This window comes from Streptomyces glaucosporus (genome assembly GCF_039533345.1).
Taxonomy (GTDB): Bacteria; Actinomycetota; Actinomycetes; order Streptomycetales; family Streptomycetaceae; genus Streptomyces; species Streptomyces glaucosporus.
In genome coordinates, this window is record NZ_BAAATJ010000009.1 from 91047 (window position 1) to 111661 (window position 20615).

Sequence of the window (20615 nt, forward strand, 5' to 3'; positions counted from 1 at the left end):
AAGAACGCAGTGCCCCGTCCGCGGGCGACCGCGGGCGGTGCCGAGCCGGTGATTCCCCTCATCCGGTCCGGCCGTGCCCTCGCGCACGTTCCTCACCGATCGGACAGCCGCCCGCCCCATACCCCCCGGGGCGTGCGGTGACCGGTCGTCACGGCGGCCCCGGAACCCTCCCCCCTGTTCCGGGGCCGCCGTCCCGTGCTGTCCCCGCCCCGCCCCCCGTCCGGTCCGCGGTCGTGCCGGTGCTGCTGCCCCTGCTGCTCTTCGCCGCCGTCGCCTGGCAGGTGGTGGCCGACGGGCCGCTGGCGGACGCGGACGAGCGGTTGGCCCGCCGGCTGAGGTCGGGCGCCCCGCCGTCCCCCTTCGCCGAGTTCCTCGCCGATCTGGGCAATGTGGAGGTCGCGCTGCCCGTCCTGGCCGCGGCGCTGCTCTGGGCGGGGGTGCGGGAACGCCGGTGGGGTCCGCCGCTGGCGGCTGCCCTCGCCATGGCGGCCGTACCGGCCGTGGTGGCGCCGCTGAAGGCGCTGACCGGCCGGCCCGGCCCGCTCGGCGGCACGGAGTACTTCCCCTCGGGACACGCGGCGACGGCCGTGGTGGCGTACGGCGGCGCCGTGCTGCTGGTGCTGCCGTACGTCCGCTCACGCGTGCGGCGGCTGCTGGCGGCTCTCGCCGTGCTGGTCTGCGCGGCGGTGGGCGCGGGGCTGGTGTGGCGCGGGTACCACTGGCCGCTGGACGTGCTGGGCAGCTGGTGCCTGGGCGTGCCGCTGCTGGCGGCCGTCCGGGCCGGCTCCCGTCACCGGGGGACGTTCACAGGGAGACGGCCGTGACCTCGTCGGGTTCCCCGTCCTGTCCGCCGGTCTCCCCCGTGCCGTCCCCGCCGGGGAGGTCGAACTCCCAGAAGCCGTAGTCGTAGTCGAGGCCGGGGGCGTAGTCGAGGCCCAGGAGTCCCGTGTCCTCCGGTGCCTGGAGGGCGAGCTCCACCGTCGCCCGTGCGCCGGGCGCCAGTTCGGCCGGGGCGGGCACGGGCTGGGCGATGCCGCCGGCCGGCACCAGGGAGCCGTCGAGGTATATCTCCAGGTCGCCGTCCCGCAGGTCGGCCGTCTCCCGTCCGTCGTTGGCGAGCGTGAGCGTGAGCACGACGCGGGCCTCCTCGGGCCCGGGCTCCACCGCCGCCTCGGCGGCCACGACGGTGAGTCCGTCGTCGTAGACCACGGTCTCCCCGGCCACTGCCGGGATGTCGGCGGTACCGGCGTCGGAGGACACTTCGACGAAGTCGAACATGCCGGCGACACCGAGGACCAGTACCACCGACAGCGCCGCCGAGACCAGGGTCGCGCCCGCGCCCGTCCACAGCCCGGCCATCGCCTGTCCGCGGTTGTCGGCCGCTCCCGTCCTGACGCGCCGCAGTCCGAGGACGCCCAGAACCATGGCCACGGCGCCGAGTACCACTCCGAGCGGGCTGAGGACGACCGTCATCCCCACACCGGCTCCGACGGCGCCCGTGACCAGCGCGGCCAGACCGAGGCCATTGCGCGGCCGCGGCGGAGGCGCCCAGCCGTACCCTCCGTGGGCCGCCCCGCCCCAAGGGGCCGTCCGGGCCGCCTCGTGGGGGTGCCGGTACGGGTCGGGGGCGGCGAACACGTTCGGGTGCTGCTCGGGTGTCACGGGGGACCTCCTCCACGAAAGCCCCAGCTTATGAGGGGTGCGGTCACACCCTGGCCGTCGGCCCCCGCTCCGCGTCCCGGTCGGCGGCGACGGCTCCCGCGCGGAAGGTGCCGCCGTCCTCCCACGGGTCGCCGCTCCCCCCGCCGTCTCCCGCGAGAGCGAAGGCGATGACGATCAGCGCGATGACCGCGGCGCCGATCACGGAGGAGACGATCCCCATGACGAGCCCGGCCGTGGCGAAGCCGCTGCCGTGCGCCTCGCCCCGTTTGACCTTGCGGCGTGCCGAGATCCCCAGCCCGACGGCGACGGGTCCGACGATGACGGCGAAGACCGCGAAGTAGACGGTGGTGACCAGGAAGACGCCGACGACGCCGACGACCATCGCCGCGGTGCAGATGCCGCTGGTCGGCGGTGGCGGCGGGAGCGGCGCCCAGCCGGGACCGTATCCGTGGCCGGGGACGGGGCCGTATCCGCTCGGCCCGTACCCGCCGGCGCCGTGACCGGGGACGGGCGCGGGCGGCGGCACGGGCGCGGAGGGAGCCGGCCGGGGGCCGGTCCCGTACGGCGGGGGTCCGGCGGGCGGGCCCCCGTGCGGCTGCGGCGGCCCGCCGGGGGGTGTCCCCGGGCCGGGGCCGTCCCCCGGTGCGTCGTACCGTGGTGGTTTCCGGCTGTCCGGCATGTCCCCCTCCTCATGGCGCGTCCGGTCATCGTACGCGCGGGCGCGGGGGCGGTCCCGCGGGTGCTCCCCGTGTGCGGCTCCCCGTCGCCCGCCTACCATGGCCGGGCTTCCGCTTCCGTCTGGAGGAACCTTGTCCAACCCCGGCACCGGCACCGGCGACCTGTCCGCCTTCATCGCCGGTCTCCCCAAGGCCGAACTGCACGTCCACCACGTCGGCTCCGCCTCTCCCCGCATCGTCGCCGAGCTGGCCGCCCGGCACCCGGATCCGGCGGTTCCGACCGATCCGGAGGCGCTCGCGGAGTACTTCACCTTCCGTGACTTCGCCCACTTCATCGAGGTCTACCTGTCGGTGGTGGACCTGGTCCGCGACGCCGAGGACGTCCGGCTGCTGACCTACGAGGTCGCCCGGGACATGGCCCGCCAGAACATCCGCTACGCCGAGCTGACCGTCACCCCCTACAGCTCGACGCGGCGCGGGATACCCGAGGTCGCCTTCATGGAGGCGATCGAGGACGCCCGCCGGGCCGCCGAGGCCGAGCTGGGCGTCGTCCTGCGGTGGTGCTTCGACATCCCCGGCGAGGCGGGCCTGGAGTCCGCCGAGGAGACCGCCCGGCTGGCCTGCGAGCTGCGGCCGGAGGGCCTGGTCTCCTTCGGGCTGGGCGGCCCGGAGATCGGGGTGCCCCGCCCGCAGTTCAAGCCGTACTTCGACCGTGCCATCGCCAACGGCCTCCACAGCGTCCCGCACGCCGGCGAGACCACCGGCCCGCAGACCGTCTGGGACGCCCTGACCTCCCTGCGCGCCGAGCGCATCGGCCACGGCACCAGTGCCCCGCGCGATCCGAAGCTGCTGGAGTACCTGGCGGAGCACCAGATTCCGCTGGAGGTCTGCCCGACCTCCAACCTCGCCACCCGCGCCGTCGCCTCGCTGGACGAGCACCCGGTGACGGAGATGGTCAAGGCGGGCGTCCTGGTCACGATCAACAGCGACGACCCCCCGATGTTCGGCACCGACCTGTGCACCGAGTACGAGATCGCCGCACGCCTGCTGGGGCTGGACGCGGCGGGAGTGGCGGCGCTGGCGAAGAACGCCGTGACGGCCTCCTTCGCCCCCGATGCCGTCAAGACGTCCCTCCTCGCCGAGATCGACGCGCACCTCGCCTCCTGGCAGGCCTGACCCGGGCGGACGCCCATCCCTGCCCCGGTCCCGAGCCGGGGCCGGGGCCGGGTCACCGGACCTGCGCGCGCACCTCGCCCCGGATGCCGTCGGCCCGCTCGGCGAAGGCGCCGAGGTCCACGTCCCCGGGCGGCCAGGGCGCGGGTGCCGTGGCTGTCGTCCAGGACGGGGCCCACGGCCCCGGGGTCGTCCCAGGCGCACACGGGGACGGTGCACTCCCCGCCGCCCTCGGACTTGACCAGCACCTCGCACGTCAGCGGCTCGCCGGACCCGGCCGGGACGATCTCCCGGCGGGGCACGGCCACGTCCGTGGAGGAACCCCCTCCGGGCCGTCGGGCACGCTCTCCTGCGCCTCCTCCGAGCGGCCGACGGCTCCGGGGAACCCGGCGTACATCACCTCTTCCCCACCGGACTCGTCGCCGTAGCGTCCAGCCACCACCGTCACGCCCCACCCGGTGGTCCTCCGGAAGGTGTCGTCCAGGTCCTCGGTGGGGGACAGCCTGCCGTCCTCGACGGTCCGGGGCAGGGTGAGGACGTGCCCCGGGCCGGGCCGGAGGCCGGGGGCGACGGTGTGTTCCGCCGCTGGGCCTCGGCGATTCCCCAGAACAGGAGGTACGTGCCGGCACGGCGGTGACGAGGGCGATCCCCCTGCCCGCGCCGCCCCCGCCGCGGCGGGGGCGTCACCGGGGGCGGCCCGGACCACCCGCCCGGTACCGGCGTGCCGGTGTGCGGGGGCGGGTCTGCGGGCCGGTGCGGCTGCGGGAGCGTGTTCACGTCTTCGGCTCCCCCGTGGTGCGCGTGCCGTCCGCCGCCGTGCCGGACCGCGTCCTGTGCACGGGGCCGGACCGCACGGCCGCACCCCGTCCGTTCCCCCGCTCGGTCGCCCCGCGTTGCCGGCCGACTACACGCCCCCGGGCGGGTGCGCGTCGCGGCCCCCGCGCCCCGGAAGGGGACGCGGGGGCCGGCAGCGGTGTGCCGCTGGTGCGTCAGAACGCCGTCATGACGTGCTTGACACGGGTGTAGTCCTCCAGACCGTAGGCGGAGAGGTCCTTGCCGTAGCCGGACTTCTTGAACCCGCCGTGCGGCATCTCGGCGACCAGCGGGATGTGGGTGTTGATCCACACGCAGCCGAAGTCCAGCGCCCTCGACATCCGCATCGCCCGGGCGTGGTCCTTCGTCCACACCGAGGAGGCCAGCCCGTACTCCACCCCGTTGGCCCACTCGACCGCCTGGGCCTCGTCGGTGAACTTCTGCACGGTGATGACCGGGCCGAACACCTCGTTCTGCACGATCTCGTCGTCCTGCCGCAGCCCGGAGACCACGGTGGGGGCGAAGAAGAAGCCCTTCTCCCCCACCCGCTCGCCGCCGGTCTCGACCTTCGCGTGGGAGGGCAGGCGCTCGATGAAGCCGGTGACCTTCGCCAGGTGGCCGGGGTTGTTCAGCGGCCCGTAGAAGCACTCCGGGTCGTCGAGGTCGCCGGTCCTGACCTCCGCGGCGGCCTTGGCCAGCGCCGCGACGAACTCGTCGTGCACCGCCTCGTGCACCAGCACCCGGGTGGCCGCGGTGCAGTCCTGTCCGGCGTTGAAGAACCCTCCGTCGCGGATGCCCTCCACCGCCGCCGCGATGTCGGCGTCCTCGAAGACCACGCACGGCGCCTTGCCGCCCAGCTCCAGGTGGACCCGCTTGACGTCCCGGGCCGCGCTGCCGGCCACCTCGGTTCCGGCGCGGACCGAGCCGGTGATCGACACCATCGCCGGAACGGGGTGCTCCGCCAGCAGCCGGCCGGTCTCCCGGTCGCCGCAGACCACGTTGAAGATCCCGCCCGGCAGGCCCATGTCCCTCAGCACCCCGCCGATGATCTCCGCCAGCAGCACCGTGGACGCCGGCGTGGTGTCCGACGGCTTGAGGACCACGGTGTTGCCGGCCGCCAGCGCCGGGGCGAACTTCCACACCGCCATCATCATCGGGTAGTTCCACGGCGTCACCTGGGCGCACACCCCCACCGGCTCCCGCCGGACGAACGAGGTCATGCCCGCCATGTACTCCCCGGCCGCCTTGCCCTCCAGCATGCGCGCCGCCCCGGCGAAGAACCGCACCTGGTCGATCATCACCGGCAGTTCCTCGGTGCGGGTCATCTCCAGCGGCTTGCCGGTGTTCTCGCACTCGGCCGCCAGCAGTTCCTCGCCCCGTGCCTCCATCGCGTCGGCGATCCTCAGCAGGAGCTGCTGCCGGGTGCCGGGGGTGGCGTCCCGCCACACCGGGAAGGCCGCCTCGGCCGCGGCCGTCGCCGCGTCCACGTCGGCCGCCCCCGACAGCGGCGCGGTCGCGTACGCCTCACCCGTCGCCGGATTCACCACCTCGCTGGTACGCCCGTCGGCGGCGTCCCGGAACTCTCCGCCGATGTGGTTGCGCAGCCGACGCAGTTCACTGGCCACTTCGCGACCTCCTGCCCTGGTGTCCGATAGATGAGACACCCACCCTAACCATCGGAGCCCTTCTTCGACATACCCGCTCATCGGGGGCTTCCTCCCCGGTGCCGCGGACGGACCCCCGCGCTCCACGGACGGCGGGCGGCCGAAGGCCCATTCGGTGGAAACCGGGCCGTTCCCGTGCCCGGCGGCCGTCTTTGCCGGGGTATCGGTCCGTACGGTGCCAGTGACCGATGCCCCTGGCACTCGTTCACCCCGTCAGGTGGAGGCACGACCCCGAGGACGAGCGGAGGTGCCCGTCATGGTGGCCGCACCCGAGGATCTGCTCTGGGCACGCGGGCTGCACTACGAGCACGAGGGGTCGCCCGCGCTGCGGGACGTCTCCCTCGAGGTCCGCGAGGGGGAGATCCTCTGCGTCGCCGGCCCGCGCGGCTGCGGCAAGTCCACCCTGCTGGGGTGTCTCTCGGGGCGGCTGGCGCCCGGACGCGGCGAGGTGTGGTTCGACGGGGTCCCCCTGCACACCCTGTCCGAGTCCGCCCGCGAGCGGCTGCGCCTCGACCGCTTCGGCTGGGTCGGCAGCGAACCGCAGCTCCTTCCCGAACTGACCGCCTGGGAGAACGCCGCGCTGCCCCTGCTGCTCGCCGGCGCCGGCCACCGCGCCGCCCGGCGCACCGCGTGCGAGTGGCTGGAGCGGCTGGACGTCGGCGACTGCGCCCGGATGCGGCCGGGGGCGCTGCTGCAGTCGCAGCGGCAGCGGGTGGCCATCGCCCGCGCGCTGGCGCACTCCCCCGCGATCGTGTTCGCCGACGAGCCCACCGCGCCGCTGCACCAGGCCGACCGCGCCCAGGTGCTGCGGACCCTGACCACCGCCGCCCGCACGCACCGCATCACGGTGGTGCTGGCCGGCCACGACGACCGGGTGACGGCCGTGGCGGACCGCACGGTCACGCTCGTGGACGGCCGCCGGGTCGGCGCCGACTCCCCGACCGCCCCGACCGGCCCGGAAGGCAGGGCAGCGTGTTCGCTCTCCGTCTAGTCCGCACCTTCCGCCCCACGGCCCTGGCACAGCGGTCGCTGGTCGCCGGCGCGGCCGGGGCCGTCGGCTTCCTGCTGCTGAGCGCTCTGAGTTACGCCGTCGCCCATCCCGACCGCCCCGGCGCGGCGCTGTCCCGGCTGCTGTGGTGCGCGGTGCCGCTGCTGGCGTGCGTCCAGTTCGCCGCCTCCGCGGCCCGCACCGATCCGTGCGTACGCCCCCGGGAGGGGCTGGACGCGGTCGGGATGGGGCCGGCGCGGCTTCCGCTGCTGGCCGCGGTGTCCACGGCGCTGTCCTGCACCGCGGGCTGCGCGCTGGCCCTGCTCGCCTTCACGGGTCTGCGCGAGGGTCTGGGCGGCGCGCCGCCGGCCGGGGCCGCGGCGGAGCTGCTGGGTTCCGGCCGGGAGCTGCCGCGGGCCGCCGTGGCCACGCTGCTGGCCGTGCCGCCGCTGGCCGCGGCCGCGGCCAGCGCGGTGGCGACGCGGCTGCGCGCGCTTCCGTCCGCCCGTACCGCGGCGCAGCCCCGTACGCCGCCGCCCGCGCCCGTGGGGCTGCCGTGGGGCGTGGCGGTCACGGCGGTCGGGCTGGCCGTGGAGACCTACGCCGCCGACCGGGCCGCCTCGCGCCCGGGCCCGGACGTGCCGCTGCCGGGCTCCCTGGACGGGCTCGGCCCGGGGGTCGTCGGCGGCTGGCTGCTGATCACCCTGGGACTGGTGCTCGCCGGGCCCGGCCTGGTCCACCTGTGCGGGCTGCTGCTGGCCGTGGGGCGGCCCGGCGCGCTGCGGCTGCTGTCGGGCCGGGCGCTGCGGGAGGAGGCGCCGCGCGTCGGCCATTCCCTGGGGATGCTGTGCGCGGTGGCCGCGGGCGCGCTGGCGACGGCCAGGCTGTACGGGGCGCCCGGCGGCGGTCCCGCGGCGGGGCCGCTCACCGTGCTGGGCACGGCGGTGGTCGTGGTGTGCGCGGTGGCCGGCGCACTGAGCGCGGCGGCGGAGTTCCGGGCCGCGCGGGCGTCCGCCACCGACGGTCTGCGCCGCGTCGGTGTCCCCCGCAGGGCGCTGCGTGCCGCGGCGGCGCTGCGGGTGGCGGCGCTGCTGGCCGTGCTGGCGCCGCTGGCCTGGCTGATCGCGGAGCTGGCCGCGCTGCCGCTGGTGCGGTGAGGACGTCGGTCCCGTCCGCGGCCCGCGTCCCTCCTCAGGCCGTGCCGTCTCCGGTGTCCCGTCCGAGGACGACCACCTCGCCGGCGTCGAAGGCGACGGCGACGGTCGTGCCCGGCTCGGGCGCCGTGCGCAGGGGGCAGGACGCCTCCAGGACGGGTCCGCTGCCGGGGTCGAGCAGCAGGGAGATCTCCGAGGAACCGCCGCCGCGCAGGGTGCGGGCGGTGACGGTGCAGGGCAGTCCCCGCCCGGGGGCGTCCGCCTGCCGCACTCCGGCGGGCCGTATCAGCAGGGTGCAGGGGCCGGGCGGGGTGCCGGGCGGTACGGGCACCTCGCCCCAGGGGGTGTCGGCGGTGCCGCCGCCGCGCACGGTCGCCGGGGCGATGTTGGTGAATCCCAGGAAGCGGGCGACGAACTCGGAGGCGGGACGCTGCCACACCTCGACGGGGCTGCCGGTCTGGGCTATCCGTCCCCGGTCCATCACCACCACCCGGTCGGCGAGCGCGAACGCCTCGCCCTGGTCGTGGGTGACGGCGAGCACGGTGGTGCCCAGGCGGCGGAAGAGCTGCCGCAGTTCGACCACGAGCCGTTCGCGCAGGGACCGGTCGAGCTGGCCGAGCGGTTCGTCCAGCATCAGCAGTCCCGGGCGGGGGGCCAGCGCGCGGGCGAGCGCGACGCGCTGCTGCTCGCCGCCGGACAGGGCGGTGACCGGGCGGCGCCGGGCGCCGGGGAGTCCGACGAGGTCCAGCAGTTCGGCGACCCGCCGCTCGGCCTCCTCAGGGGGTGTTCCGTGCATGCGCAGGCCGAAGGCGACGTTGCCGCCGACGTCGCGGGTCGGGAAGAGCTGGTGGTCCTGGAACATCAGCCCCACTCCGCGGCGGTGGGTGGCGACGCCCAGCTGGTCGCGGCCGTCGAGCAGGACACGCCCGGCGTCCGGTTCGCGCAGCCCGGCGACGACCCTCAGCAGGGTGGACTTGCCGCTGCCGGAGGGGCCGAGCACGCAGACGATCTCGTGGTCGGCGACGTCCAGGTCCACCGCGTCCAGGGCCGTGCGGTCGCCGAAGCGCACGGTGACCGCCTCCAGTCGCAGCGACGCCATCTCTACAGCTCTCCCGATCGGTCGGTGCGGACGCTCTCCAGCGCCAGCAGGACGGCCGCGCACACCAGCATCAGGACGGTGCTGAGCGCCATCGCCTGGCCGTAGTTGGCCTCTCCGGCCCGTCCCAGGAGGCGGGCGACGGCGACGGGCAGGGTGGGCGCGTCGGCGCGGGCGATGAAGACGGTGGCGCCGAACTCCCCCAGGGAGACGGCGAAGGCGAAGCCCGCCGCGACCAGCAGCGCCCTCCGCACCAGCGGCAGGTCCACCTCGCGCCACACCCGCGCGGGCGAGGCGCCCAGCACGGCGGCGGCCTCGCGCAGCCGGTCGTCCACGGCCCGCAGCACCGGCAGCAGGGTCCGCACGACGAACGGCACCCCCACCAGGGCCTGGGCCAGCGGGACCAGGATCCACGAGGAGCGCAGGTCCAGCGGGGGCTCGTCGAGGGCGATGAGGAAGCCGAAGCCGACGGTGACCGCGGAGGTGCCCAGCGGCAGCATCAGCAGCGCGTCGAAGCCGCGCACCAGCCGTCCGGCCCGGCGGCCGGACTCGGGGAGGGTGAGCGCGACGGCGGCCAGGCCGCCGACGACGAGGGCGATGCCGGTGGCGACGGCGGCGTAGGCCAGGGAGTTGCCGATCGCCTCCAGCGGGGCGACCGCGAACGTCCCGCCCTCCGCCGAGGCCAGGGCCCGGTAGTGGGCCAGGCCGTAGCCGTCGGGGCCGTTGAGGGAGCGTTCGACGAGCACGGCGAGCGGGGTGACCAGCAGTACGGCGATCTGGACCAGGACGGCCGTCAGCAGTGCCCACTGGCGTGCTCCGCGCGGGCGGCGGGCGGTGCCGGCCGCGTCGACCAGTCCGCGGGTGCCCCGGTGCCGCCGGACGGTGCGGGCGTGGCCGGCGAGCAGGGCGGCGACCGCGGCGAACTGCACCAGGGTCAGGACGGCGGCGGTGGGCAGGTCCAGCAGGTGGGCGGTCTGCCGGTAGATCTCCACCTCCAGGGTGGCGTGGCGGGGGCCGCCGAGGATCTGGACGACGCCGAAGGAGGTGAAGGTGAACAGGAAGACCGTCAGCGCGGCGGCCGCCACGGACGGGGCCAGTGCCGGGAGCGTCACGGCGCGCCAGGCGGCCCAGCGGCTCGCGCCGAGCACCCGCGCCGCCTCCTCCTGACGGGGGTCGAGCTGTGCCCACAGCCCTCCGACGACGCGGACGACCACGGCGTAGTTGAAGAAGACGTGGGCGAGCAGGATCGCGGGCGGGCCGCCGACCGGCGGCAGTCCCCACTCCTGGAGCAGTCCGCCCCGGCCCAGCAGTCCCAGGAACGCCGAGCCGACGACGACGGTGGGCAGCACGAACGGCACGGTGACGACCGCGCGCACCACCCGTCTGCCGGGGAAGTCGTAGCGGGCCAGGACGTAGGCGCCGGGCAGGGCCAGCGCGACGGTGAGCGCGGTGGAGGCCGCCGCCTGCCAGAGCGTGAACCACAGCACGCCCCCGATGCCGGGGTCGGTGAGCACCTGGGCGAATCGCTCCGGGTGCCACCGTCCGCCGTCGTGGAGGCCGCGGGCGGTGATGGCGGCGACGGGGTAGGCGAAGAACAGGGCGAGGAACACGGCGGGCACGGCCATCAGGCCGAGCCGGACCGCTGTGCGGCGTGCGTCGCTTCCCGTGCCGGGTCCGCCGCTCACCTCACGACGAGCGAGGTCCACGTCTCGACCCACGCCTCGCGGTTGTCGGCGATCCTCTCCGGGGCCATGGTGTGGGGGTCGGAGACCGTCTCGCCGTACTCCGTGAACACCTCGGGCAGTTCGGTGCCCTCGCGGACGGGGTTGACGAACATCTGCAGCGGCATGTCCTCCTGGAAGGTCTCGCTCACCAGGAAGTCCAGCAGCGCCTTGCCGCCCTCGGGGTTGTCCGCCCCGGTCAGGAGTCCGGCGAACTCGATCTGCCGGAAGCAGGTGCCGGTCGCGACTCCGGTGGGGGCCTGCTTCGGGGCGGGGTCGGCTTCGAGGACCTCGGCGGGCGGGCTGGAGGCGTAGGAGACGACCAGCGGGCGGTCGCCGCCGTTCTCGCCGCCGGCGGAGCCGGAGAAGCGGTCGTAGTACGCCTGCTCCCAGCCGTCGACGACCTCGACGCCGTTGGCCTTGAGCTTCTTCCAGTAGTCCTGCCACTCGTCGCCGTACTCGGCGACGGTGGCCAGCAGGAAGCCCAGGCCGGGCGAGGACGTGGCGGCGTTCTCGGTGACCAGGAGGTTCTCGTACTCGGGCTCGGTGAGGTCGTCCAGGGTCTCCGGCGGTTCGATGCCGCGTTCGTCGAACCAGGCGCGGTCGTAGTTGACGCAGACGTCGCCGGTGTCGACGGGGGTGACGCGGTGCTTGGCGTCGAGCCGGTACTCGGCGGGTATCTTCTCCAGCCCCTCGGCCTCGTACGGGGTGAACAGGCCGTTCTCCAGGGCGCGGGAGAGGAGGGTGTTGTCGACGCCGAAGAAGACGTCGCCCTGCGGGTTGTCCTTGGAGAGGATCGCCTGGTTGAGGGCCGAGCCGGCGTCGCCGCCGCGCAGCACCTTCACCTTGTAGCCGGTCTCCTCGGTGAACTTCTCCAGCACCTTCTCGGAGGCCGCGAAGGAGTCGTGGCCGACGAGGGTGACGGTCTTCTTCTCCTCCCCGCCCGAGGGCTGGGAGCCGCCGCAGGCCGTCAGGGCGGAGAAGGCGAACGTGCCGAGGACGGCGACGCCCAGGGCGCGCCGGAGGGTCGTGACCACGGTGTGCTGACTCCCTACGCCGGTACTAACCGGATCAGGTTCGAGGGTCTGCGGCTCACCGGCCGGCCCGTGGGCCGGATCGGCGACACCGCACTCTCAGCGCTGTACGCGCTCCCCTGTCGGTATGTCGATACTGTGTGCGATCGCTACGGTATCAGGGCCGGCCGCGCGATCAGCGCTCGGTGGCGGCGAGCTGCCCGCAGGCGCCGTCGATCTCCTGTCCGCGGGTGTCGCGGACGGTCACCGGCACGCCGTGCGCCTCCAGCGCCGCGACGAAGGCCCGCTCGTCCTCGGGCCGGGAGGCGGTCCACTTGGAGCCGGGGGTGGGGTTGAGGGGGATGAGGTTGACGTGCGCCCTCCTGCCCGCCAGCAGCCTCCCCAGGAGGTCGCCCCGCCACGCCTGGTCGTTGATGTCGCGGATCATGGCGTACTCGATGGAGACCCGGCGGCCGGACTTCTCCGCGTACTCCCAGGCGGCGTCGAGGACCTCGCGGACCTTCCAACGGGTGTTGACCGGCACCAGGGTGTCGCGCAGTTCGTCGTCGGGGGCGTGGAGGGAGACGGCCAGCCGGCACTTGAGGCCCTCGTCGGCGAGGCGGTGGATCGCCGGGACCAGTCCGACGGTGGAGACGGTGATGCCTCGCTGAGACAGGCCCAGGCCGTCGGGCTCGGGGTCGGTGAGGCGGCGGATGGCGCCGATGACCCGCTTGTAGTTGGCCAGGGGCTCGCCCATCCCCATGAAGACGATGTTCGACAGTCTGGCCGGTCCTCCGGGGACCTCCCCGTCGCGCAGGGCCCGCATGCCCTCGACGATCTGGTGGACGATCTCGGCGGTGGACAGGTTGCGGTCCAGCCCGGCCTGCCCGGTGGCGCAGAAGGGGCAGTTCATGCCGCAGCCGGCCTGCGAGCTGACGCACATGGTCACCCGGTCCGGGTAGCGCATCAGCACGGACTCCACCAGCGTTCCGTCGTGCAGCCGCCACAGCGTCTTGCGGGTGGCTCCGTCGTCGCAGGTGACGTGCCGCACCACGGTCATCAGCTCGGGCAGCAGCTCGGCGGCCAGCTTCCCGCGCGCGGCGGCCGGGATGTCGGTCCAGGCGGCGGGGTCGGTGGCGCAGCGGGCGAAGTAGTGGCGCGAGAGCTGCTGGGCGCGGAAGGGCTTCTCGCCGATGGCGGCGACCGCCTCGCGGCGCTCGGCGGGGGTGAGGTCGGCGAGGTGCCGCGGCGGCTTGACGGCCCCGCGCGGCGCGACGAAGGTGAGTTCTCCGGGTGCAGGCATGGTCCTTCCAGTGTCGCAGATCGACTGCGGCGGCACGGGACCGGAGCGGGGAGGCCGTGGTCGCCCCCGGCCGTCCCCCGTCGCCGTTCGTCCGTCCCCGCACGGCCCGGGGGCGGTCCGGGCGTCGGTACCGGAACCGCGCGAGGTCCCCGCCGATGCGCGGCGGGACGTCCGTGACGGGTCCGCTCCCGTCCTCCGGGGCCGGTTCAAGACCCGGCGCACGGGCGGCTCCGCCGGCCTCCGGGGCGGCGTCGGCGTCCTCCCGCTCCCATGCCGCACGAGCGGCCTCGAAGAGGGGTCCGGCGGCGGGCGGGCCCCTTGACGGCTCGAACCGGCGGTCGTGCCGGGACACGTCGGCGCCTTCGAGGACGAGACCGCCGATCTCGTCGTCGCGGCACGGCTTCCGTGTGCGAACGCTCGTCGCCGCTCCTTCCCGCCGAAGGGCCGCACCGCACCCGGTCGGCTTCCTCGCCGCTCCCCGCCCGTGGAGAGCCCGCCGGCGGAGGGGCTACCGTCACTTCCCGGCACACGGGTTCTCCCGGTGCGGGGGGAGTTCCTTCCGGTGCCGCGAGGAAGACGCGAGGAAGAGGGGAAGGCGATGAGCGGCCTGGCCCTTGTGGCACCGGAGGTCCGCGACCGGCTCGCCGTGCGGTTCGGCGCCGGAGCGCACGCCTGGTGCGACGCGCTGCCGGCCCTGGTGGACGACCTCGCCGTCCGGTGGGACCTGGAGCCCGTCGAGGCGGGCGGAGGGGGCACCTCGCGGGTGTTCCGCTGCAGGCGGCGCGGCAGCGGGTCCTCCGTGTGGCTGAAGCTCACCCCGGATCCCCGGGTCGCCTCCGAGGAGGCCGAGGCCCTGCGCGCGTGGGCGGGCACCCCGTCGGTCGTCGGCCTCGTGGCGCAGGATCTCTCCGCCGGGGCCCTGCTGCTGGAGGGCGTGGAGCCGGGAGTGCCGGTGAAGCGGTCCGGCTGGCGGCTGTCCGAGGTCGCGGCGCTGCTCCGGGACCTCAGGGCCTCCTCTCCCGCACCGGGGCGGTGCACCGCGGTGCGACCGCTGCCGCAGCGGGTCGGCTTCCTCTTCGACCTGGCCGGCCGCAGAGCGGCGGCGAGCGGGTCGCCGGAGTGGGGGGTGGCGCTCGGCCGGGCGCGGGCGGCCGCTCTGGAGCTCGCCTCCGGCGGCCCCGTGGGGCTGGTGCACGGCGATCTCCACCCGGCCAACGTGCTGTCCGGTCCCAGCGGCCGCATGGTGGCGATCGACCCGCGGCCGGCGTGGGGGGACCCCGACTTCGACGCGGTGGACTGGGTCCTTGCCGAGGCAGCCGACGCAACCGGCGCAGCCGACCCGGCTGGGCCGGAGCGGAGGGCCGCGGCGCCGGCGGACCTGGTCCCCGGGCTGTCCCCCGACCGGGTCCTGGGCTGGTGCCGGGTCCTTGCCGCCCTGATGGCGGCCCCCGGGCCCCGGGCGCACCGTGACGATCCGCGCGCCCGGTTCCCGGTGGAACCGGGCCGGGAGCGGTCACCGGCGCCCCTCACCGGGGCGGGGGCCGTCAGCCGGCGCCGACGAAGACCACCATCAGCAGCCAGACCACGGGGGCGGTCGGCAGCAGGGAGTCGAGCCGGTCCATGATGCCGCCGTGGCCGGGCAGCAGGGCGCCCATGTCCTTGATGCCCAGGTCCCGCTTGATCATGGATTCGCCGAGGTCGCCCAGGGTCGCGCTGATGGCCACGGCCAGTCCCAGCAGCAGGCCCTGCCACCAGGTGCCGCCGTCGATGAGGAAGTGCATGCACAGCGCGCCCGCGGCCATGGCGAAGGACACCGCTCCCAGCAGCCCCTCGCGGGTCTTGCCGGGGCTGATCCGCGGGGCGAGCTTGTGGCGGCCGAAGCGCCAGCCGACGGCGTACGCCCCGGTGTCGCTGACGACGGTGAGCAGCAGGAAGGTGAACACCCGCCACGGTCCGTCGTCGGCCGCGAGCATCATGGCGACGAAGGTGGCCAGGAAGGGGACGTAGAAGGCGGCGAAGACGCCCGCCGTGACGTCCCGCAGGTAGTCCCTGGGGTCCTCCGTCATCCGCCACACCAGCACGGCCAGGGCGGTGAGCGCCGCGGCCACCCAGGCGCCCTCGGCGCCGCGGACGTATCCGGCGACGACCATGGCCGCGCCGCCGATCGCCAGCGGCACCAGGGGGGCCCGGATCTGCTTGTGCTCGGCGAGTCTGGAGGTGAGCTCCCACAGCCCGACCACGACCGCGACCACGATCACGCCGACGAAGGCGTGCTTGTAGACGAACAGCGAGGCGACGACGGCGGCGCCCAGCCCCAGACCGACCCCTATCGCGGCGCGCAGGTTGCGGCCGGCCCGTTTGCGGCCGCGCGCACGCCCCGGGGTCACGGGACCGGTCTGCTGCTCGGACGGGTCGCCGCCGGGAACCGGGCCTCCGGGCGGGCGCCCGGCCGCTCGATGGTCGCGATCGTCCTGGTCACCGCCGGGGGCATCGGGCACGATGGGCATACGCCGAGTCTGCGACGCATCGCCGCCGTCGTGCACGGAACCCGCCGGTGCCGGCGCCACCTCCGCGCGAAGCGGGGAGGAGTACCCCTGTTCGGGGGGGCTCCAGTATCCCGAGTGGCCGGGATGCCCGGCACTCGGCGGTGGTGCTCCCCAGGATGAGTCATTCACGAATATCGCAGCCTCAGACCTCGAGCAGCTCGGCTTCCTTGTGCTTGAGCAGCTCGTCCACCTGCGCGACGTACTTGGCGGTGGTGTCGTCGAGCTCCTTCTCGGCGCGGCGCCCCTCGTCCTCGCCGATGTCGCCGTCCTTGATGGCCTTGTCGATGGCCTCCTTGGCCTTGCGGCGGACGCTCCGGATGGAGATCTTGGCGTCCTCGGCCTTGCCCTTGGCCACCTTGATGTACTCCCGGCGGCGCTCCTCGGTCAGCTCCGGGAAGACGACCCGGATGATGTTGCCGTCGTTGGAGGGGTTGACGCCGAGGTCGGAGTCGCGGATGGCCTGCTCGATGTTCCGCAGCGCGCTCTTGTCGAAGGGGGTGACCACGGCCATCCGCGGCTCGGGCACCGAGAACGACGCGAGCTGGTTGATCGGGGTCATCGCGCCGTAGTAGTCCGCCACGATCTTGTTGAACATCGCAGGGTGCGCACGGCCGGTGCGGATCGCGGCGAAGTCCTCCTTGGCGACGACGACCGCCTTCTCCATCTTCTCCTCGGCCTCGAGGAGGGTCTCTTCGATCACCACGTGCTCCTGGTTCGCTGATTGAGCCGGAAAGCCCTGATTCCTGCACGGTGTCCCACCGGCAGGTTGTTGTCCATCCCCGTACCGTGCCCATCGTGCGGCACGGAGTTGCCGTACGGCGCCGTGGGTGGCCGCGTCGCCGTACGGACGTCGTGTCGTGCCGGCGAGGGGTCAGGCCCGGGAGCCCTGGTCGCTCACGAGCGTGCCGATCTTCTCACCCTTGACCGCCCGCGCGATATTCCCCTCGGCCAGCAGCTCGAAGACGAGGATCGGCAGCCTGTTGTCGCGGCACAGGGTGATGGCCGTGGCGTCGGCCACCTTCAGCTCGCGGGCGATGACCTCGCCGTACTCCAGGGCGTCGAACTTCACCGCGTCGGGGTTCGTGGCGGGGTCGGAGTCGTAGACGCCGTCCACGCCGTTCTTGCCCATCAGCAGTGCTTCGGCGTCGATCTCCAGGGCGCGCTGGGCGGCAGTGGTGTCGGTGGAGAAGTACGGCATGCCCATGCCGGCTCCGAAGATCACCACGCGCCCCTTCTCCAGGTGCCGCACGGCCCGCAGGGGGATGTACGGCTCGGCGACCTGCCCCATGGTGATGGCGGTCTGGACACGGGAGTCGATGCCCTCCTTCTCCAGGAAGTCCTGGAGGGCGAGGCAGTTCATGACCGTGCCGAGCATGCCCATGTAGTCGGAGCGGGCCCGGTCCATGCCGCGCTGCTGGAGCTCGGCGCCGCGGAAGAAGTTGCCGCCTCCGATGACGACGGCGATCTCGGCGCCGTCCCGCACCACGGCGGCGATCTCACGGGCGACCTTGTGCACGACGTCGGGGTCGACTCCGAGCCCTCCGCCGCCCGCGAACGCCTCTCCGGAGAGTTTCAGCAGGAAGCGGCGGCGGTTGCGGTGTTTGTCGGAGGCTGTACCTCCGGGGTCGATGCCCTGTTTCATGCTGATCTCCTCGTGCACATGCGGAGGAGGCCATCGCCGGTGGTTCCTCTCGGTCCCTGAAAGCGGCAATGGCCTCCTCGTCACAACTGCGGTCGTCCGTCCGTGGGCGACGCACCGGGACGGGCCCCGTGGCCGTCCCTGGCCGGGTACGGCCGGTCCGCCGTGGAAGTTACGGCGTTGCGGATCAGGCGCCGACGCGGAAGCGGGCGAAGCGCTTCAGCGTGACACCGGCCTCGTCCAGCACCTTCTGGACGGTCTTCTTGTTGTCCTTCGCGAAGGGCTGGTCCAGGAGGCAGTTCTCCTTGAAGAAGCCGTTCACGCGGCCCTCGACGATCTTCGGAAGGGCCTGCTCGGGCTTGCCCTCCTCGCGGGCGGCGGCCTCGGCGACACGGCGCTCGTTGGCGACGGTCTCCTCCGGGACGTCCTCGCGGGAGAGGTACTTCGGAGCGAACGCGGCGATGTGCTGCGCCACGTCCTTGGCGATCTCGGCGTTCTCCTGCTCCAGCTCGACCAGGACACCGACCTGCGGCGGCAGGTCCGGGCTGGTGCGGTGCATGTAGGCGGCCACGTAGCCGCCGGAGAACTGCGCGAAGCGGTCCAGGACGATCTTCTCGCCGAGCGCGGCGTTGGCCTCGTCCACGTAGGTCTTGACGGTCTTGCCGGACTCGATCTCGGAGTCCAGCAGCGCCTGGACGTCGGCCGGGGAGGTGGCGGCGACGTGGGCGGCGATGGCGTCGGCGACCGCGAGGAACTTCTCGCCCTTGGCGACGAAGTCGGTCTCGCACTTGAGCTCAACCAGCACACCGGACTTCTGGTCGTCGGCGATCAGGGAGACGACGGCGCCGTTCTCGGCGGTGCGGGACTCGCGCTTGGCGACGCCCTTCTGGCCCTTGACCCGGAGGATCTCGACGGCCTTGTCGACGCTGCCCTCGGCCTCGTCCAGCGCCTTCTTGCAGTCCATCATGCCGGCGCCGGTGAGCTCGCGGAGCTTCTTGACGTCAGCGGCGGTGTAGTTCGCCATGGTCGGTGAATCTCTTCCCGAAAAGTCGATGAGGATGGATCGATCTACAGGTGCACGGCGGGGGCGGCGCTCATGGCACCGCCCCCGGCCGTACCACTGTGCTGCGTGCTCAGGCCTGCTCGGCGGGCTTGTCGGCCTCGGCCGGCTGCTCGCCCTCGGCGGCCTTCTCCTCGGTCGGGGCCTCGGCGGTCTGCTCGCCCTCGGCGGCCTTCTTCGCGTCGCCCTCCAGCAGCTCGCGCTCCCACTCGGCGAGCGGCTCGCCGGCGGCCTTCTCGCCCTTGCCCTCGCCGGCGGCGCCGGAGCGGGCGATGAGGCCCTCGGCCACGGCGTCGGCGATCACGCGGGTGAGCAGGGTGACGGAGCGGATCGCGTCGTCGTTGCCCGGGATCTTGTAGTCGACCTCGTCGGGGTCGCAGTTGGTGTCGAGGATGGCGACGACCGGGATGTTGAGCTTGCGCGCCTCACCGACGGCGATGTGCTCCTTCTTGGTGTCCACGATCCAGACGGCGCTGGGCACCTTCTGCATGTCGCGGATGCCGCCGAGCGTCTTCTCCAGCTTGGCCTTCTCGCGGGAGAGGACCAGCAGCTCCTTCTTGGTGAGGCCGGAGGAGGCCACGTCCTCGAAGTCGATCTGCTCGAGCTCCTTCAGGCGCTGCAGACGCTTGTGGACGGTCGAGAAGTTGGTGAGCATGCCGCCGAGCCAGCGCTGGTTGACGTAGGGCATGCCCACGCGGGTGGCCTGCTCGGCGATGGCCTCCTGGGCCTGCTTCTTGGTGCCGACGAACATGATGGAGCCGCCGTGGGCGACGGTCTCCTTGACGAACTCGTAGGCGCGGTCGATGTACGACAGCGACTGGAGCAGGTCGATGATGTAGATGCCGTTGCGCTCGGTGAAGATGAAGCGCTTCATCTTCGGGTTCCAGCGGCGGGTCTGGTGCCCGAAGTGGACGCCGCTCTCCAGCAGCTCCCGCATCGTGACGACGGCCATGGCCGTATCTCCTTGGTGCTCGGTTGTCCGCGGCGGCCGGGTGACCGCCGTTCCTGACGCCCCGGCGCGCTGCCTGCGGATGGGTCCGGGGACCGTCTCCGAGGACCGAGATGCGCGGCCACCGAACACGGGTGGCGGGGCGTGCGAAGTCGACCCGGTGACCCGGATCGCACCAGAAGTGTACGGGACCGGGGAACCGGCGGGCGACACGCATGGGCCGCACGCGCCACCGTGCCGGACGGCGGCGGAGAAGGCGGCCGGACGGTGTGCCGGGTGACGGACTTGTCCACAACCGGCCGGTGGTCCACAGCTCCCGGCCGGGATCCCCGCGGGTCCCCCAGCGCCGTCACCCTGTGCCCATGGGACTTCGACTCGGTGTGGTGCTGCTGTGCTGTCTGCCGCTCCTGGCCGCCGGGGCGGCTCCGGTCCGGGCGGCCCCCGGCGGCGATCCGGCACCGGCCGGACGGGTCCGGCCGGTGCCGGGGGCAGTGGAGCGCGGCTGGGAGCCGCCGCCCGTCCGGTGGACGGCGGGCCATCGCGGTGTGGACCTCGCCGCGCGTCCGGGGGATCCGGTGCGCGCCGCGGCGGCGGGCCGGGTCTCGTTCGCGGGGAGGGTCGCCGGGCGCGGGGTGGTCTCGATCGAGCTGGCGGCCACGGGGGATCCGCCGCTGCGCACGACGTACGAGCCGGTCCGGGCAGGCGTCCGCGCTGGGGACCGGGTCGCGGCGGGGGATGTGGTGGGGGTGCTGGAGCCGGAGGGTCTCCACTGCCCGGCGGGGTGCCTCCACTGGGGGCTGCGCCGCGGGGACGCCTATCTGGATCCGCTCTCCCTGCTGCGGCGCGGTCCTTCGCGGCTGCTTCCGGTGCTGGGTGTTCCGCTGCCGCCGGAGTCCGGAACGGCACCGGGCGGCACGGATGCGCTCCGGCCGACGGCGGCCGGCGAGTCCTCCTCCGCCGGCACGGCCGCCGCGGGTGCGGCGGCGCTGGCCGTGGCAGCCGTCTGGGCCCACCGCCGCCGCACCCGCCCGCGCGGCGGGGACCCGCGTCCGTGAGCCGGACCGGAGCACGGGCGGCCCCGTACCCGTGGTGTTCCCGCACGTCGGCGCGGGCCGGCGCACCGGCGGACGACCAGGACGCGGAGGACGGGGCGGGGG

The 20615-nt window shown here is 74.2% G+C and carries 18 protein-coding genes and 1 riboswitch; of the genes, 6 read left to right on the forward strand and 12 right to left on the reverse strand.

The window, feature by feature from the left end; genetic code table 11:
• Positions 1–233: 233 nt before the first annotated feature.
• Positions 234–824, forward strand: coding sequence for a phosphatase PAP2 family protein (locus ABD358_RS12380; protein WP_344630998.1), 591 nt, complete (start codon positions 234–236; stop codon positions 822–824).
• Here the strand turns inward: ABD358_RS12380 and ABD358_RS12385 are convergent.
• Together ABD358_RS12385 and ABD358_RS12390 are read right to left on the reverse strand one after the other, a co-directional pair.
• Positions 805–1662 carry a DUF4190 domain-containing protein gene (locus ABD358_RS12385; RefSeq protein WP_344630999.1) on the reverse strand — a complete coding sequence of 286 codons (858 nt, stop codon included), beginning with the start codon at positions 1660–1662 and terminating at the stop codon, positions 805–807. The genes ABD358_RS12380 and ABD358_RS12385 overlap by 20 nt on opposite strands.
• A gap of 43 nt (positions 1663–1705) precedes the next feature.
• Positions 1706–2044, reverse strand: a complete 339-nt coding sequence (locus ABD358_RS12390; RefSeq protein ID WP_344631000.1) for a DUF4190 domain-containing protein — start codon at positions 2042–2044, stop codon at positions 1706–1708.
• A gap of 394 nt (positions 2045–2438) precedes the next feature.
• On the opposite strand from ABD358_RS12390, the gene ABD358_RS12395 reads away from it, so the two are divergent.
• Positions 2439–3515: an adenosine deaminase gene (locus ABD358_RS12395; protein WP_344631001.1), complete on the forward strand. Its 1077-nt coding sequence runs from the start codon at positions 2439–2441 to the stop codon at positions 3513–3515.
• Positions 3516–4501: 986 nt separating this feature from the next.
• Here ABD358_RS12395 and ABD358_RS12400 read toward each other — a convergent pair.
• On the reverse strand, positions 4502–5950 hold the full coding sequence (locus ABD358_RS12400; protein WP_344631002.1) for a gamma-aminobutyraldehyde dehydrogenase: 1449 nt from the start codon (positions 5948–5950) through the stop codon (positions 4502–4504).
• A gap of 295 nt (positions 5951–6245) precedes the next feature.
• Between ABD358_RS12400 and ABD358_RS12405 the strand changes: the two genes are divergently transcribed.
• Both ABD358_RS12405 and ABD358_RS12410 read left to right on the forward strand, forming a co-directional pair.
• Positions 6246–6980 carry an ABC transporter ATP-binding protein gene (locus ABD358_RS12405; protein ID WP_344631003.1) on the forward strand — a complete coding sequence of 245 codons (735 nt, stop codon included), beginning with the start codon at positions 6246–6248 and terminating at the stop codon, positions 6978–6980.
• Positions 6962–8134 (forward strand): hypothetical protein, encoded by a 1173-nt coding sequence (locus tag ABD358_RS12410; protein ID WP_344631004.1) that lies wholly within the window; start codon positions 6962–6964, stop codon positions 8132–8134. Before ABD358_RS12405 ends, ABD358_RS12410 begins: the two co-directional genes overlap by 19 nt.
• A 34-nt stretch (positions 8135–8168) precedes the next feature.
• On the opposite strand, the gene ABD358_RS12415 is transcribed toward ABD358_RS12410, so the two are convergent.
• From ABD358_RS12415 to rlmN, 4 genes are all read right to left on the reverse strand, one after another.
• Positions 8169–9230, reverse strand: a complete 1062-nt coding sequence (locus ABD358_RS12415; RefSeq protein ID WP_344631005.1) for an ABC transporter ATP-binding protein — start codon at positions 9228–9230, stop codon at positions 8169–8171.
• 2 nt (positions 9231–9232) lie between these two features.
• Entirely contained in the window at positions 9233–10852 is a 1620-nt protein-coding gene (locus ABD358_RS12420) for an ABC transporter permease (protein ID WP_344631006.1), read from the reverse strand.
• Between the two features lie 56 nt (positions 10853–10908).
• On the reverse strand, positions 10909–11985 hold the full coding sequence (locus tag ABD358_RS12425; RefSeq protein WP_344631007.1) for a thiamine ABC transporter substrate-binding protein: 1077 nt from the start codon (positions 11983–11985) through the stop codon (positions 10909–10911).
• A riboswitch (TPP riboswitch) is annotated at positions 11980–12113 on the reverse strand. It overlaps the preceding gene by 6 nt.
• A gap of 44 nt (positions 12114–12157) precedes the next feature.
• A complete protein-coding gene (gene rlmN / locus ABD358_RS12430) occupies positions 12158–13264 on the reverse strand; it encodes a dual-specificity RNA methyltransferase RlmN (protein WP_344631008.1) in 1107 nt (368 codons plus the stop codon).
• A gap of 562 nt (positions 13265–13826) precedes the next feature.
• Between rlmN and ABD358_RS12435 the strand changes: the two genes are divergently transcribed.
• A complete protein-coding gene (locus ABD358_RS12435) occupies positions 13827–14888 on the forward strand; it encodes an aminoglycoside phosphotransferase family protein (RefSeq protein WP_344631009.1) in 1062 nt (353 codons plus the stop codon).
• Here ABD358_RS12435 and ABD358_RS12440 read toward each other — a convergent pair.
• The 5 genes from ABD358_RS12440 to rpsB all read right to left on the reverse strand — a co-directional run bounded on the left by ABD358_RS12440 (position 14809) and on the right by rpsB (position 19461).
• Entirely contained in the window at positions 14809–15939 is a 1131-nt protein-coding gene (locus ABD358_RS12440; RefSeq protein WP_344631010.1) for a phosphatidate cytidylyltransferase, read from the reverse strand. The two genes, ABD358_RS12435 and ABD358_RS12440, sit on opposite strands and share 80 nt — an antisense overlap.
• Positions 15940–15952: 13 nt before the next feature.
• Positions 15953–16510 carry a ribosome recycling factor gene (gene frr / locus ABD358_RS12445; RefSeq protein ID WP_324920576.1) on the reverse strand — a complete coding sequence of 186 codons (558 nt, stop codon included), beginning with the start codon at positions 16508–16510 and terminating at the stop codon, positions 15953–15955.
• 171 nt (positions 16511–16681) lie between these two features.
• The gene (gene pyrH, locus ABD358_RS12450) at positions 16682–17452 is read right to left on the reverse strand and encodes a UMP kinase (protein ID WP_344631011.1); all 771 of its coding nucleotides are present in this window, start codon (positions 17450–17452) and stop codon (positions 16682–16684) included.
• 184 nt (positions 17453–17636) lie between these two features.
• The gene (gene tsf, locus ABD358_RS12455; protein WP_344631012.1) at positions 17637–18473 is read right to left on the reverse strand and encodes a translation elongation factor Ts; all 837 of its coding nucleotides are present in this window, start codon (positions 18471–18473) and stop codon (positions 17637–17639) included.
• A 109-nt stretch (positions 18474–18582) separates the two neighbouring features.
• Entirely contained in the window at positions 18583–19461 is an 879-nt protein-coding gene (rpsB, locus tag ABD358_RS12460; RefSeq protein ID WP_344631013.1) for a 30S ribosomal protein S2, read from the reverse strand.
• A gap of 359 nt (positions 19462–19820) precedes the next feature.
• Between rpsB and ABD358_RS12465 the strand changes: the two genes are divergently transcribed.
• The gene (locus ABD358_RS12465) at positions 19821–20513 is read left to right on the forward strand and encodes a murein hydrolase activator EnvC family protein (RefSeq protein ID WP_344631014.1); all 693 of its coding nucleotides are present in this window, start codon (positions 19821–19823) and stop codon (positions 20511–20513) included.
• Positions 20514–20615 lie beyond the last annotated feature (102 nt).

Excerpts from the sequence above, each read along its gene's own strand:
- ABD358_RS12390 (WP_344631000.1), bottom strand. The coding sequence starts at position 2,044 with ATGGTCGTCGGCGTCGTCGGCGTCTTCCTGGTCACCACCGTCTACTTC.
- ABD358_RS12395 (WP_344631001.1), top strand. The coding sequence starts at position 2,439 with ATGGCCGGGCTTCCGCTTCCGTCTGGAGGAACCTTGTCCAACCCCGGC.
- ABD358_RS12405 (WP_344631003.1), top strand. The coding sequence starts at position 6,246 with ATGGTGGCCGCACCCGAGGATCTGCTCTGGGCACGCGGGCTGCACTAC.
- ABD358_RS12415 (WP_344631005.1), bottom strand. The coding sequence starts at position 9,230 with ATGGCGTCGCTGCGACTGGAGGCGGTCACCGTGCGCTTCGGCGACCGC.
- ABD358_RS12420 (WP_344631006.1), bottom strand. The coding sequence starts at position 10,852 with ATGGCCGTGCCCGCCGTGTTCCTCGCCCTGTTCTTCGCCTACCCCGTC.
- rlmN (WP_344631008.1), bottom strand. The coding sequence starts at position 13,264 with ATGCCTGCACCCGGAGAACTCACCTTCGTCGCGCCGCGCGGGGCCGTC.
- pyrH (WP_344631011.1), bottom strand. The coding sequence starts at position 17,452 with ATGAAACAGGGCATCGACCCCGGAGGTACAGCCTCCGACAAACACCGC.
- tsf (WP_344631012.1), bottom strand. The coding sequence starts at position 18,473 with ATGGCGAACTACACCGCCGCTGACGTCAAGAAGCTCCGCGAGCTCACC.
- rpsB (WP_344631013.1), bottom strand. The coding sequence starts at position 19,461 with ATGGCCGTCGTCACGATGCGGGAGCTGCTGGAGAGCGGCGTCCACTTC.
- ABD358_RS12465 (WP_344631014.1), top strand. The coding sequence starts at position 19,821 with ATGGGACTTCGACTCGGTGTGGTGCTGCTGTGCTGTCTGCCGCTCCTG.